This window comes from Cohnella sp. GCM10012308 (genome assembly GCF_042649185.1).
In the GTDB taxonomy this organism is placed as follows: Bacteria; Bacillota; Bacilli; order Paenibacillales; family Paenibacillaceae; genus Cohnella.
Window position 1 is genome coordinate 287,070 of record NZ_JBHRYU010000004.1, and the last position, 14,168, is coordinate 301,237.

The following is a 14,168-nucleotide window of genomic DNA, read 5'->3' on the forward strand; positions in this document are numbered from 1 at the left end:
ATGCTGTTTTGTAGCGTACTCCATCACGCAGGCGCCCGCGGACATCAGATGCGCTATTTTCCCCGACTTTGCCCTTTTTTGCAAGGTAGCGGACAGGAGATTCGTTATTGCGCTACTCGCCGCACACTTTGGCCTCCTTTGTCTCGCATAGCAGACCCAATGTCCGTCTTCCCTCCAAATTCCATCGATCCAGGGAAATAGGGGATACTGTGTCCGTTGCTTAACTCCGCGGTGCTGCGAGAATCGGCCTCGCGCTCATCGGAGCCTCCGGGCAGTGTATGAACACGCAAAAAAAGCCGGAGGCAGCCCCGTAAGGGATGCTTCCGGCTCTGGCCGTTAAGCTTGGTTCTGCTCCAGACGATCCGTCAGACGGATGATCATGGTCAGCGCTTCCGCGCGGGTCAAGCCTGCTTTTGCGTCAAAGATATTGTTGCCCTTCCCTTCCATGAGGCCGGCTTCCACGACCGCTGCGACGGCGCCTTGCGCCCATGCAGGGATGCGGTCGGCGTCGGCGAAGGTCAAGGCCGCGTTCGCCGGCGCCGTCAGCTTGAGCGCGCGCGCGACGATGACCGCGATCTCCGCGCGCGTGATCGTGTCGCCCGCACCGAAGGTGGCGTCGGCATAGCCGGTCATCAGACCCGCGCCGGCGACGCTAAGGATGTGGTCCTTCGCCCACGCCGGGAGCTTTTCCGCGTCGGTCAGCCCGACCGAGCCCGCAGCGCTCGGAGCCAGCTTCAGCGCGCGGCTGAGGAACACCGCGATCTCCGCGCGGGATACCGTTGCGTTCGGGCGGAAGCTTCCGTCCGCGAAGCCTTGGGTGATGCCCCGCTCGATCGCCTGCTGGATGGACTTCTCGGCCCAATGTCCCGCCGTATCGGTGAACTTGACCGCAGGCTCGGTCGTTCCGCCGCCGTTTGTATCCGTCGGATTCGTGCCGGTGCCCGTACCGGATTCCGGTGTCGTACCCGAGCCCGGATTCGTGCCGGTGTTTGGATTCGTGCCCGTGTTCGGATTTGTGCCTGTGTCTGGATTCGTGCCGGTGTTTGGATTCGTGCCCGTGTTCGTATTTGTGCCTGTGTCTGGATTCGTGCCTGTGTTCGGATTTGTGCCTGTGTCCGGATTCGTGCCCGTGTCTGGATTCGTACTTTCGTCTTTAAGCTTCTCCAGCGTCAACGCGTCGAATGCCAATTGAATGTCATAGTCGTTGAAGTAGCTCACTTCAGGCCATTCGATCTTCACGTGACCGTCGACAATGCCGCTCAAGTTGGCTACGGTGAAGGACACGATTCTCGTATTCGCCGCCAGGTCGCGGCTGACGACCGTCGTATCCTCGCCGTTCAACTTCAGCTCCGTAATCTCTTTGTCCTTCAACAGCTTGAAGGAAGCCGTGATCTTCGAATCCTTGACGGTTAGCTCGGCTGGCGTAGAAACGTATTCCTGCATGACGGAGGTTTCCTCGGTGCCGAACTTCAAGATCTTGAATTGAACGGAATAACGTCCATCCGCAAGATCCTCCGGTTCAGGCTCGGGCTCGTTCCCGCCGCCGGGCGCCTGTACAACCGCTGCCTGGAAGGTCGCTTGCGCCGACTGCAGAGCGATCAGCGCCGCATCCGTCTGCTGCTGCGAGCTTTCAAGCTTGACCGCTTCCCCGCCAGCCGTGTCGATCGCCAGCTTAAACGCGGCAATCGCCTGCTCTGGGTATTGCCCGGGCTCGGTTCCCGCTTTGGCCGTTCGGTAGACGGCGCTGGCTGCGGATACGGCTTGCGCTAACAGCGCATTGTCTACGTCATTGAAATTCAAGCGAATGTTGTGCGTAGCCTGGTAACTGCCTTGCACGATCCCGACTTGAACGTCGGCCAAAGCAGACGGATTCTCTACGCGGAAACGTACAACTCTCGTATCCTCGGCCGCGTTCGTACTGACGACCTCAGCGTTCACCCATTCGTCGTTCTGCTTCGCCTTGAACGCGGTCACGATAGAGCTGCTCTTGACCGTCAGCGCCGCATACGTCTGTCCGTCTGCCTCAGTCAGCACGGCAGGTTTGGCCAGATAGCTGTCCATCGATGAGAAGGTTGCGGAGGTCGCATGAGCGGCCGTGTATCGAACGTTTCGGGCGGCGTTCTTCACATATGCGGCGACAGCGGATTGCAGCGTCTCTGTCGCATTCTTGATCTGCAGTCTGGTGGAGCCCAGGTTCGACGTCGTCGCAGCCACGCTGCCGATCGCCGTCTGAAGCGCCGCTCGGACGCTTGGCGCGTACTGATCCGGCCCGTACCCTTCGGCGGAACCGTCCAGCAGCGCTTGCGCTTCTTCGGCCTTGGCAGCCAACGCGTTCAGCAGGTTGGCGTTAAAGCTCAGATAGACGGTTTGCGTGACGGCAGGCTCGAGCGTCGTCGAGAAGGTCATCTTAATAATGCCGCTCGTGTAAAGTCCGGCACCGGCCGTATTTTCCGTTATCTGAGTGGCCCAAGTATCGCTGCCGCTCGCGCCGGGGATCTCGACTAGCGTACGGACCGTGCTGGAGTATTCGAAATTTCCGTTGCTGGACGGACGATAGTATTTAATCGAAGTCTTGTCGATACCTGCGATGTTTTTCAACACCAAGTGCTCGTACACGTTATAGCCCGCTCGCAGAACTACCGCATTTTCCTCGAAATAAGAGGCCCATGCAGCGGACGCGCTGGCCGCCGGTACGCTGTCCAGCACGATCATTTTTACCGGCTCTCTGGTCGTTGCGAAGGCCTTGGTGGAAACGAGCGAGTTAGCCAGGCTGCTCTGGGCGCTATTCAACTCGAACTGGCTGACCGATACGGTATCACGAACGGTGGTAGCCGCGGTTATCGCTGAGTTGATGATCGTTACGTAGTTGGCGGGCGTCTCCCCTTCCCAGACGACGAGGCTCGTACCGCTGGTTCCCGTATGTGTTCCTGACACCCTGATGTCTTGCGCATACGCCGTCGCTTCCTCGATCAGCTGCGTCAGGGCGGTCCGGTCGACGGCGACCTTCAGCCGCTCATAGTCCGCGAGGGCGGAAGTCAGCGCATTGAAGACTTGCGTGATTTGCTGCGGCGTCGCGCCTGCGTTGTCAGCCGTCTGCTTCGCAAGCAGAATCGCCGCGTTCAGCGACACTTTGGCGCCCGGATAATAGTTTCCGTCAATGTACCCTTCTGTCGTCGTTCCATAGACAGATTGAGCAGCGGAAATTTGGTTGTTCACCTGCTGCAGGCTCGCATTCGGTACCGGTACGCTGCCACCGCCATCGGCAGGAATCAATGGCAGCGCGGAAGTATCGAACGAGAGCTGCGCGTTGTACCAGTTGTCATAGTTGATAACCGGAATGACAATATGCATCAGAATTTCGACTCGTTGCGAGAGACTGTCGACCGGAATGCTGTACGTCGCGTAGTAACGTTCTACATAACCTACTCCGGGCACTTCGCTGGACTCGGTTGAGAGGACAGGACTTGGCGTATAATCCGACGCGTTCAGGCTCTTGCTCTTGCCTGGCGTCAGGTAACCCCAGTACTTGAACCAATCGTAGTTGTTTACCTTGAATTGGAATGTCATCGCGCCGCCGGCAACGACGAGTTTGCCGGAGTTCAGTTCTACGTAATTAATGGCGACCGAATCAGTCTCCGCATTGTCCTTCAACAGCCGGAACGGTACCGAATATTGTCCGTCGGGCACGATGACTCTGACGGTCGCTGGCGTTTGAGCTTGCGCTTGGCCAATCTGCAGCAGAGAGAATATGAGCGTTAACGTGACGAAAAGAGCGAAAGAACTGCGGAATAACCTGTTCAAAGCGTACACTCCTCTGAAGTTTGATGATGGAAGTATGAAACCCAGGTCTTGCAACAAACCAGCTAAAACGTCGGCTCTCCTTTCCTACGGTTAGCGCCCTTCAAATAAAAATGATAATCATTATCAGTAAAGGGCAAAAAAAAGAAGCTACTGCCAAATCGCCCTGAGGCGATTATATATTCAGCATCAGCTTACGCATCGATTATGAATGGCGTATGAATTTTACATTACGGTTGACGTGCCAGGAGAAGAGATCGGAATTTCCGTTTATTCGTCATTGAATCGATTGTGTAATGGATGTAAGAAGCATATTCCATTATAGTCAAGAGTGATTTTTATGGCGGACTTGCCTACAAGAACAGGATTGCGGACAAGGAGCCTGCCCGGCGTCCATCCCGAAGTACGAAGGGCTTGTCTCGAATTTATAAAATGGCTGCGCCTCACGATGGATTTTCCTATCCGAGTCGTCATCTATTTGAAAAAGGATTATCGCATCCGAACCCGTGACCGCCAGCAGGTCACAGCCTCTTTTTTTGCCCCCTTTAACAAGAGCGACGAGCCCTATATCCGAGTCGCAACCGGCGATTACAAAGAATTGTTGATTAAAGTTGGAAACGACCACGCGTTGGCCGGATTCCTGCACTCCATTGCGCATGAACTCGTGCATTACCGGCAATGGCTTACGGATGCGCCCTTTAGCGAACGGCAGGCGGTGTCGCGGGCTAAAAAAATTGTAGAGGCGTACGCACTGACAAGGGAGCATCCTTAAACAACCGGGTATCCAGCAAGCCAAACTCATTTACTGAAACTTATGTTTAGTGATGCTGCCGTATCGTCCATTCTCCATTCTTATACACAAGCCAATGCTGCGACCTGGCCTCGGACTTATATCTTTCTATGTTGTTATACAACTCGTCGTGATTCGTGATTGTTCCTATGACATGGAGTGGAACCTCCACGCCGGTATGAGACTTAACCAACCTAGAACTCTCTATTAATAAGCCGTCCTTTGCGAATAACTTTAACTGTTCACCGACGTCCGCAGTTATGGGCGGTGTATCTAGTCCATACGTCTTCAACCGGTTTGCAACCAATTGCCTCAACATGCCCGTGTAAAGCTCGGCGTTCTTATAAAAAACCTTGTTGAACCAGCCATCATCGTGTGCCAGATATACAAATTGATTGCAGAGCTTTTCGAAAAACGGACTTTCAAGCGGCTGTTTGAAGTGACCCAGATATAACAATTCCGCTTTCTCTTGTGGCTCGAGCTTATTGAGGACCGCCACTTCCTCAAAGTCCACCCAGCAAAAGTCTCCGTAAGCATATACGTTTTCCTTGTATAAAGCTTGAAGGCGCTCTTTTCTGACGTACTCCATCCTCAGTCCTGCGTGAAATTCCCCCTCGGCATACCCCGAATCGAGAAGCAGAATGTGGTTAATTCCGATTGGCAGGGCATGGACAAAGTCCGCAAATTCGATTCCCGTAGAGGTTACGGACTGCTCATTCTCGTTGTAGACCATGTAGAGAAATTTTCTTTTTCCCATTCGCACACCTCGTGAATTGACTATAGAATAACCGATTATGAAAGAGAAGAAATCAAGCTGTACTGCAAGGAAATTGAAATCATCTCTGTAGAACCGGCTGAATAAACAGCGTAGAAGAAAAAAGCCTGCAAATATACATCTAATTTGGCCGGCGTCGACCCATTTGAGGAGTAAAGATGCAAATATACATCTTTTTCCTTCCACCAGCCCGATTTCCGGATTGCGCTTTGAATTTGCCTGCATATTTGCAGGCATTTCCTCAAGTGGCGCGAGCCGGTAGAAAATACATGTACAAATGCAGGCATTTTTGCCGCCCACCCCACATCAGATAAGCTCGATAGGCGCCAGGATCTCCATTTAACGTCAAAGCCGAAGGAAATCATAATCAAGTAAGTCACCGATTGTATAAGTGCAGGCTCAGGCCCTACTTCGACAAACCGGCACGCTATAGTACTCCGCTAACCTCATCTCGTCAAGAGATCGTATGAAATTTAACGACAGAGCAAGAGACCCCCTCTTGCACCTTTAACAAAGAGATGAATTGCGCCGCATATCGATTTCCTCGGCTTTTTCCTGTTCATCCGTCTCCATGTAAAATAACCTCAGCCAAATGGAGAGTTACGGAGGGGGGATCTGTATGAACAGCGTGGATAAAATCCGATTTATACGCCTTTACGGCGAAGCGCCGGATGCAGAATGTTACGGGTACAGCGAGTCGGATGGGGACGGTCATATGATCGCGCTATTTAACAGTTATGGCGAGGAAATAAATATGTACGGGGGGCATGAATATGTAAAAATAAGGTCGCTCGGCAAATTCGATGACGAGGATCGGGACCACTTTTATTCCTTGTTAGAAAGCGATGGCGTAGGATAGCCGGCACTGCCTAACGTGTTAAAAGCAAGATGTCGTGTCTCGCTTATGCTATATATGCCGGACGAAGCCCGCGCGACCTCGCGCGAGCTTCATCACGCGGCTCCGGAATAAAGCGCAATGCTTGAGTTGGAAGTGCTCCTGCAGGCGATCACTTCGGCATGATGAGGCAAATCGCGCATAAAAACGTCCAGCTCCGCCATGGGGACAAAGAGAGCTCCCACGATGTGCCCGGCTTCGTATTCCTCGTTGGACCTCAGATCCCGCAGAAAGATCGACTCGTCATTGACCTTTTTCATGACCTCGTCCATCGTTAGCGTCTGAATATCGTCCAGGTCACCTTAGGAAATCATCCTCGCATCAATTCTTTCCGTCCTAATAAAAAACGGCAATAGCCTCAGGCTATCACCGAATTCAGGTTAGTCCAAAACGGCCGTCATGTGCGCCTTTGTAACAGCCCAGTGCGTAGCGCTCCAATACTTCGCCTTATCCTTGACGAAAATAATCTGCGGAGATTCGTGCTTGACGCTCAAATCCTCGGCGATTTGGTTCGATACGGGGCGGGATTCGATAACTTTGACCAGCGTATAGTCGACATCCGCGTTCGGCGAATCCTTGAGATATTGTTCATATTCATGAAGCGCATTGGCGCTAACAGGACAAGTCGTACTGTGCTTGAGAATAACCTGTCCGCGCTCCGTGGACTTGGCCACTAGCGCATTCCACTCGTCTATCGTCGAAATTTCTCTCCAGGCCATCTTCGTACGTACCTTCTTTCGTTTTTTAAGATCAATTATTGGATTGAATTTTATCATATTGCAGAACAGGACGAAAGCGCGCCTTGGCTGCGATCACGCGTTCGAAGGCTTCGTTCGCTTGTCCGAGCGGGAACGTCTCGATAAGCTGCATTGGCGTTTCATCCTGTTCCCCTCTCCCGTGCTCGCCGAGATGAAGTATAATTAATCCAAGTAACTCGAAGGCTAACGCACAGCATTCATGGATGAAGTCCTTGCGACGAACACCAGCACAATAAAGGAGACGTACTGAGCCGCCATGGAATTATTTTTTACGATCCTGATCTTACTCGCGCTGGTTGGCGTATCCAACATTCTGAGCGGCAAATTCCCGCTCGTGCCCGTGCCGCTCATGCAGATCGCGCTCGGCATCGTCATCGCGGCCATCCCGTCCGGCCTGCATATGCATCTCGAGCCCGAGCTGTTTTTCGTGCTGTTCATCGCGCCGTTGCTGTATAACGACGGCAAGCACGTATCGAGGGCCGAACTATGGAAGCTGCGCGTCCCCATACTCCTGCTCGCCGTCGGTCTGGTTTTCGCAACCGTGTTCCTGATCGGCTACGCCATCCACTGGATGATCCCGTCGATTCCTCTGCCCGTCGCGTTCGGCCTAGCGGCCATCCTGTCGCCGACGGACGCCGTCGCGGTCAGCAGCCTGGCGGGCCGCATCCGGCTGCCGAACAGCCTCATGCACCTGCTCGAGGGCGAAGCGCTCATGAACGACGCTTCGGGTCTCGTCGCCTTCAAGTTCGCGATCGCCGCCGCGCTCACCGGCAGCTTCTCGCTGGCGAACGCAAGCGTCAGCTTCCTCCTCATCGCGATCGGAGGCATCGCGGTCGGCGCGGTCACGGCGCTGCTCATCTCCGGCGTCCGGGTGTGGCTTCGCCGGTCGGGGCTCGAGGACGAGACGATGCATATGCTCGTCCACCTCTTGACGCCGTTCGCGCTGTACATGATCGCCGAGCACCTCGGGGTGTCCGGCATCCTGGCCGCCGTCGCCGGCGGCGTCGTGCACGCGATCGAGCGCGACCGGATGGCCAGCATCAAGCCTTTGTCCAATGAGCTGTCGGATAACACATGGTCCGTCATCGTGTTCATTCTCAACGGACTCGTCTTCGTCATTCTCGGCCTGCAGCTGCCGAGCGTGTTCAACGAGGTATTCAAAGAGCCGACGCTGAACAACGGCGAGGTGATCGCTTACGCGGTCGTGATCTTCCTCATGCTGCTCGTCCTCCGCTTCGTATGGGCATTCTTGTTCTCTCGAGGCGGTCGATGGATCGGCAAAAAGACGGCGCCCAACGTCAAAATCTCGTTCCGCATGCTGGCGATGACCGCCCTGTCAGGCGTGCGCGGGGCGGTAACGCTCGCCGGCGCCTTCTCGATCCCGCTGCTCTTGAACAATGGGGGGCCGTTCCCGGAACGAAGTCTCGTTATCTTCCTGTCGGCGGTCGTTATCCTGCTGTCGCTTGTCGCGGCGAGCTCCCTCTTGCCGCTGTTCGCGCAGCACCCTGCCGAGAGCAGAGCGGCGGAGCTCGCGGCAGCCGAGCGCAAGGGAGAGAAGCTGATACTGGGCGCGGCCATCCGCGCCGTCCACTCCGCGACGACTGAAGACAATGAAGTCGAGTCGGCGGCCGTCATCTCCGATTATGAGCGCTGGCGCAGAAATCCGGAAATGGATATGCGCCGGATACAGCGCGGCAAGGACGACCTGGAGGAACGGGAACTGCGGCTCAAAGCGATCGACGAGGAGCGGCGGACGGTGAACAAGCTGCTGCGGGAAGACCGGATCACCGAGACGCAAGCCTCGCTGTTCCAGAGCAATCTGGAGCAGATGGCGATGGTGTTGTCCGTGCGCACGAATCTGTTCAAGCTGCTGGTGAAATTCTGGCTGCGGGAGTTGAAGGCGCTCCTGACCAAGCAAGAGTCCCGGTTCAAGGCAATGCGGGACTTGTCGCAAGCGGACCGGGAGGCGATCCGCGGGCTGAAGGTGCAAACGTGCGAGGCCGCGTTGTCCTCTCTCCGCACGGAACGCATATGCGACGCCAGGGCCGCCGTCATGAGCCAGTACGAGCATATGCTCACGAGATTGACGTCGCCCTACTCGTTCGGGAAGGCTCCTGCAGGCAACGAGGAAGTGCGGCGCGACCTGCAGTGGGTAGCCATTCAAGCCGAGCGGGACGAGGTGCAATCGTTGTTTGAGCGCAACGAGATCACGCGCGACGTCGCCAACAAGCTGCGCAGGACGATTCGGACACGCGAAGCAACATTATTAAGCGAGGCTCTTGATTAGGATTCATACGCCACGCCGTATTGCTCGAAGATCGCACGGTATTTATTTTCGAAAATGGTCCAGCGGTTCTCCGTCCCGTGCTTCTCCTGCAGGGCCTTCAAATAGCGTCTGGCCGCTGCTTCATCGCCGGTTCGCAGCAGCAATTGAAAGCTCTCTTCGCCCAGATGCAAATAGGGCCCTGCGACGTAGTAATCGACGATGGATCTGGCGCCGGTCATCGTATCGTAGAATTGAAGGACCTCATCCAGCCCGTTAAGCAGCGTGTCTCTTAAGTCGTCCATATTCGTATCGGACGTGATCGAAAATCGCGCTGGGACAGACCTGGCCAGTTCCTCGATCCTTGCTCTGAAGTGGCATTCCGGCTCCTGGGGCGCTGTCAGTATTTCCTTGGACTGTAAACGCGCCAGATCGGCCGAATAGACGCCGCAGTTGACGTAAAACATCACATGGTCCGCCGAATTGCCGCCGGACTTCTGGAAGTTGAGCATGTAGACGAGGCCATCCGTGCTTTTGCTGAAATTCAGGCTCTTCTTCGCAAAGCCGCGCTCGGCAAGAAACGGCTTGACATCCTGCTTAATCAGATCGTTAAAGCGCTGCTGCATCACGATTCCTCCCAGTGTTAACTGCTGGTTGATTCAAACCCGGATTGGCTTGCACTGTAACTAATTATACCGGCTCTTGGAAAACAAGAAAGACGCCTTGGGAAGAGGCGTCTTTCTTGTTGTACAGACGGCGTGGTTCGACTATGTCTTCGCCCAGCGCTCCGCTTCGTGCACCTTTCTTGTGCATCTTGGCGTCACATCGCAGTCCCAGGCTCAACCCACCAACTCTAATCTTGCGTCGAACCCTCCGCTTTTTCGAAAAACGCCCCTTCCTGCAGGTCGTTCACGAACCGTTGCAGCCATTCGTAATAGCCGACGGCGTGCTTCAGCTTGTGCAGGTCCTGGAGGCAGAGCTTGCGCTCCTCGTCCGGCGTACCGGCGTCCAGGATGACCTCGGACAGCTCCGGGATGGCCGCTTCGATGGCGCCGCGCATCACGTCGACCTCGCGCTGCAGCTTGACGGCGAAGAAGTTGCGGAACGCCTGGAAGAAGTCCGTCTCGGCCGCGTACAGGTCCTTGCGTTCCTCCTTCTCCTTCAGCTTGGTCACCATCCTGGAATCCAGAAGCGACCGGACGGCGTAGCTCATGTTGCTCTTGCTCATGTTCATGTAGCCCTGCATATCCTCGAGCGTCATCGGCTTATCCTCGAAATACATGATGCCGTACAGCTGCCCGAACGTATAGTTGGCGCCGTACAAGTCCATCGTCTCCGCGATCGCGTCGATCACCTGATGGCGTATCGCCTCGCGGGGCAACGAAGGCTCCTTTAAGCTGCTGCTGGCTTTTTTCACGAACGAACCTCCTCCTGCTCCGCGCTCCGCCCGGCCCGCGCCTTTCGCGTCGATCTGCCGTATTTTACGAAAATTTAATGCTCTCATGATCGAGCTTTAACCATTCATTTAACGAATGAACGTACAATATTTTTTGAACAGAACAGTAATTCGGCTTCACTCAACGCCTATTATAACGAAGATCAAGAGATTTTTGAATCCTATTAAAGGAGGGGCTCCGACCACCCCATGAGACGGACAAGGCTTGCCTCTGAAGGGAAAGCGCTGCTGTTCACGCTGCCGGCGATGATCCCGCTCAGTCTATTCTGGTTCTACCCGCTCGGCTATGTCATCTACCTCAGCTTCACGGAATGGGACTTCATGAGTCCGGTCAAAACGTTCGTCGGGCTCGACAACTATCGGTATCTGTTCGAAAATCCGGAGTTCTACCAGACGCTTCGGGTCACGCTCCTCTTCTGCGTCGGCAGCGTGCTGCCGGTCATGGTCGCCGGGCTCGGGCTCGCTTTGCTGCTAAGCGGTAAACGAAAAGGCGGCGCGATCTACCGGACGCTGATCTTCTCGCCCTGGGTAACGCCGACCGTGGCAGTGTCTATCGTATGGTCCTGGATCTACGAGCCGGACGTCGGACTCGCGAATAACGTGCTGCATGCCTTCGGCTTGTCCGGCGTTCGCTGGCTGGAGGATCCGCATTGGGCGCTCGTCAGCGTCCTCCTCGTCACCATCTGGAAATCCGCCGGCTGGAGCATGATCTTCTATCTGGTGGCGATCGGCAACGTCCCGCCGGACTACCTGGAAGCGGCCGAGCTCGACGGCGCGAACGGCTGGGACAAGTTCCGCCATGTCACGCTGCCGCTTATCTCGCCGACGACCTTTTTTCTGTTCGTCGTCCTGACGATCTCGTCGCTGCAGGCCTACGACCAGATCAACGTGCTGACGCAAGGCGGACCGGCCGGCTCGACGCGAACGATGCTTTACTTCTATTACTTGTCGGCCTTCGACGCCTTCCAGATCGGCGAAGCTTCCGCCGTCGCCATCCTTCTGATCGTCGGATGCGTCGCGCTCTCCCTGCTGTCGTTCGGGATCGGCCGCCGCACCGTTCATTACTCCTGATCCGCGAATCCGAAAGGCAGGGATATCGATGCACCAACGCAGCGGCGTCCGCCGCCTGCTCTCGCACCTTTTTCTCGCTGCGGCCGCGCTCGTCACGGCTTTTCCGTTCTACTGGATGGCGACGAGCGCGCTGAAGACGAACGATGAAATCTGGCAGTTTCCGCCGACGTTGTGGCCGCACGAGCCGCTCTGGCGCAATTTTGCGGATGCATGGGCAGCCGCTCCGTTCGCCCGCTATGTGGGGAACAGCATCCTGGTCGCCTCGGTGATCGTCGTCATCCAGATCATCAATTCCGGTATGATGGCCTACGCTATGACACATATGTCCTTCCGGCTCAAAAACGCGTTCACGGCGCTGATCCTCATCGGCTACATGGTGCCGGTCACCGCCGTCTACCTGCCCGGCTATGTCGTGCTGAGCAACCTCGGCCTGCTGGACTCGTACGCCGGCATTATTCTTTCGAATTGCGTCAGCATTTTCTCGATCTTCCTCGTCCGCCAGGCTTTCCTCCAGGTCTCTCATGAGCTGGTGGAGGCGGGACAGATCGACGGCGCTTCGCATCTGCGCATCTTATGGACCATCGTATTCCCGCTCGCCCGCTCTTCCTTTGCGGTACTGGCGCTCATCACTTTTATCGAGCAGTACAACAACTACTTCTGGCCGATGCTCATCACCAAGAATCCGGACCTGCAGCTCGTCTCGGCCGGCCTGAGAAGCTTCTTCGTGCAAGGAGGTGCATACGGGCTCAAGTGGCCGCTCATCATGGCCGCCAGCGCATTCACGATCCTGCCGCTGCTGGTTCTGTTCCTGCTGACGCAAAAGACGATCATGCAAAGCGTGAATCTGTCGGCCGGCGCCAGCAAGGGATAACGCAAGTCAGAAGAGACTCCGGCACGAAGAAATTCATAGAGAAACCGAAAACGGATAGAAACCTATATCAAAGAAAAGGCGGAGAGAACAACTTATGAAAACGATGAAAAAGACGACGGCGGGATTGGCACTTGCGACGATTATGGCTCTGACGGCTTGCGGCTCGAGCAATTCGGGCAATGCAGGATCGGCGGCCTCGCCTTCCGAAGCACCCTCCTCCGATGCGCCTGCTTCGGCGTCCGCATCCGAGACGAGCCCGGCATCGGCAGAAACGCCGAAGGCGCCCGTAACGATCGAGTTCTGGTATGGACTGGGCGGCAAGCTCGGCGAAAATATGCAAACGCTGATCGACAAGTTCAACGCCTCGCAGCAGGAAGTCATCGTCAAGCCGGTCGTTCAAGGCGACTACTCGGAGACGGAGAAGAAGCTCCAGGCGGCGATCGCTTCCGGCACCGTGCCGGCCGCGGTCCTGTCTTCCAACGTGGATTGGGCGCGCAAGGGCTACTACGCTTCCTTGGACGAGCTGATCGCGGCCTCCGCCGATTTTAACAAAGACGACGTCATCCCTACCTTCCTCGAGCAAGGCAAGGTGGACGGCAAGCAATACTTCCTGCCGATGTACGGCACGACGCAGGTCATGTATTACCGCAAGGATGCCTTGGAAAAAGCGGGTCTGAAGCCTGAGGATCTGAAGACGTGGGAAGCCCTGGCGAAGGCAGCCGAGAAGATGACCGTCAAGGAAGGCGGCAAAACGACGTTCTACGGCTGGGAGCCGATGTGGGGCTATGAGAACATGATGGACGCCGTGCTCGGCAAGGGCGGCAAAATCCTGAGCGACGACGGCAAGACGGTGCTGATCGACTCTCCGGAGTGGGTGGACACGTGGGAGCTGTTCCGCAAGTGGATTCATGACGACAAGATCATGCGCATTCACTCCGGCGGACAAGGCTGGGAGTACTGGTACAAGACGATCGACGACGTAATGAAGGGTCAAGCTGCAGGCTACACGGGCTCCAGCGGCGACCAAGGCGATCTGGACTTCCAGGTTGTCGGCGCGATGGAACAACCGGGCTGGGAAGGCGTCGGCGCCGGCAAGCCGGTCGCTCAGGCGATCATGGCCGGTATCCCGGCAAAGGCAAGCGCGGAGCAGCAAGCGGCGGCGTTCAAGTGGTTCCAGTACTTCATGAGCGCGGAAAATACGGCGTTCTGGTCGATGAACACCGGCTATATCGCGGTGCGTCAATCCGCTCAGCAGGATCCGGCGTTCGTAGAGTTCAGCAAGACGAATCCGCAGATCACGATTCCGCTGCAGCAGGCAGCTCACGGCTCCTCGCCGTTCGCGGATCCGACCGGCGGCAAGATCTCCGATGCGCTCAAGGTAGCCGCGGACAACGTTCAGATCAAGAACATGCCGGCCGCGCAAGCGCTCAAGGCAGCGAAGGAAACCGCGCAGCGCGAGCTGGATCGCGTGAACAAGTAGGAGGAACGCGC

The 14,168-nt window shown here is 56.0% G+C and carries 12 protein-coding genes; 6 read left to right on the forward strand and 6 right to left on the reverse strand.

Annotated elements, in window-relative coordinates; all coding sequences use genetic code 11:
• Positions 1 to 336 precede the first annotated feature (336 nt).
• Entirely contained in the window at positions 337 to 3,801 is a 3,465-nt protein-coding gene (locus tag ACFOTD_RS08065; RefSeq protein WP_378117505.1) for an NEAT domain-containing protein, read from the reverse strand.
• A 337-nt stretch (positions 3,802 to 4,138) separates the two neighbouring features.
• Here ACFOTD_RS08065 and ACFOTD_RS08070 point away from each other — a divergent pair, with 337 nt between their 5' ends.
• Positions 4,139 to 4,570, forward strand: coding sequence for a hypothetical protein (locus tag ACFOTD_RS08070; protein ID WP_378117507.1), 432 nt, complete (start codon positions 4,139 to 4,141; stop codon positions 4,568 to 4,570).
• 46 nt (positions 4,571 to 4,616) lie between these two features.
• On the opposite strand, the gene ACFOTD_RS08075 is transcribed toward ACFOTD_RS08070, so the two are convergent.
• Entirely contained in the window at positions 4,617 to 5,345 is a 729-nt protein-coding gene (locus ACFOTD_RS08075) for a hypothetical protein (RefSeq protein ID WP_378117509.1), read from the reverse strand.
• Between the two features lie 637 nt (positions 5,346 to 5,982).
• Between ACFOTD_RS08075 and ACFOTD_RS08080 the strand changes: the two genes are divergently transcribed.
• Positions 5,983 to 6,222 (forward strand): hypothetical protein, encoded by a 240-nt coding sequence (locus ACFOTD_RS08080; RefSeq protein ID WP_378117512.1) that lies wholly within the window; start codon positions 5,983 to 5,985, stop codon positions 6,220 to 6,222.
• 92 nt (positions 6,223 to 6,314) lie between these two features.
• Here the strand turns inward: ACFOTD_RS08080 and ACFOTD_RS08085 are convergent, their stop codons facing one another.
• Positions 6,315 to 6,530 (reverse strand): rhodanese-like domain-containing protein, encoded by a 216-nt coding sequence (locus tag ACFOTD_RS08085; RefSeq protein WP_378117514.1) that lies wholly within the window; start codon positions 6,528 to 6,530, stop codon positions 6,315 to 6,317.
• Between the two features lie 108 nt (positions 6,531 to 6,638).
• Positions 6,639 to 6,977, reverse strand: coding sequence for a bacillithiol system redox-active protein YtxJ (gene ytxJ / locus ACFOTD_RS08090; RefSeq protein ID WP_378117516.1), 339 nt, complete (start codon positions 6,975 to 6,977; stop codon positions 6,639 to 6,641).
• 295 nt (positions 6,978 to 7,272) lie between these two features.
• Between ytxJ and ACFOTD_RS08095 the strand changes: the two genes are divergently transcribed.
• Entirely contained in the window at positions 7,273 to 9,303 is a 2,031-nt protein-coding gene (locus tag ACFOTD_RS08095; protein WP_378117518.1) for a Na+/H+ antiporter, read from the forward strand.
• On the opposite strand, the gene ACFOTD_RS08100 is transcribed toward ACFOTD_RS08095, so the two are convergent.
• Together ACFOTD_RS08100 and ACFOTD_RS08105 are read right to left on the reverse strand one after the other, a co-directional pair.
• Complete coding sequence (locus ACFOTD_RS08100) at positions 9,300 to 9,905, reverse strand: DUF4304 domain-containing protein (RefSeq protein ID WP_378117520.1); 606 nt, start codon at positions 9,903 to 9,905, stop codon at positions 9,300 to 9,302. The two genes, ACFOTD_RS08095 and ACFOTD_RS08100, sit on opposite strands and share 4 nt — an antisense overlap.
• Positions 9,906 to 10,132: 227 nt before the next feature.
• Positions 10,133 to 10,696 carry a GbsR/MarR family transcriptional regulator gene (locus ACFOTD_RS08105; protein WP_378117522.1) on the reverse strand — a complete coding sequence of 188 codons (564 nt, stop codon included), beginning with the start codon at positions 10,694 to 10,696 and terminating at the stop codon, positions 10,133 to 10,135.
• Between the two features lie 228 nt (positions 10,697 to 10,924).
• Between ACFOTD_RS08105 and ACFOTD_RS08110 the strand changes: the two genes are divergently transcribed.
• The 3 genes from ACFOTD_RS08110 to ACFOTD_RS08120 all read left to right on the forward strand — a co-directional run bounded on the left by ACFOTD_RS08110 (position 10,925) and on the right by ACFOTD_RS08120 (position 14,157).
• Positions 10,925 to 11,806, forward strand: a complete 882-nt coding sequence (locus ACFOTD_RS08110) for a carbohydrate ABC transporter permease (RefSeq protein WP_378117524.1) — start codon at positions 10,925 to 10,927, stop codon at positions 11,804 to 11,806.
• Positions 11,807 to 11,834: 28 nt separating this feature from the next.
• Positions 11,835 to 12,677 carry a carbohydrate ABC transporter permease gene (locus tag ACFOTD_RS08115; protein WP_378117526.1) on the forward strand — a complete coding sequence of 281 codons (843 nt, stop codon included), beginning with the start codon at positions 11,835 to 11,837 and terminating at the stop codon, positions 12,675 to 12,677.
• 94 nt (positions 12,678 to 12,771) lie between these two features.
• Positions 12,772 to 14,157, forward strand: a complete 1,386-nt coding sequence (locus ACFOTD_RS08120) for an ABC transporter substrate-binding protein (protein WP_378117528.1) — start codon at positions 12,772 to 12,774, stop codon at positions 14,155 to 14,157.
• Positions 14,158 to 14,168 lie beyond the last annotated feature (11 nt).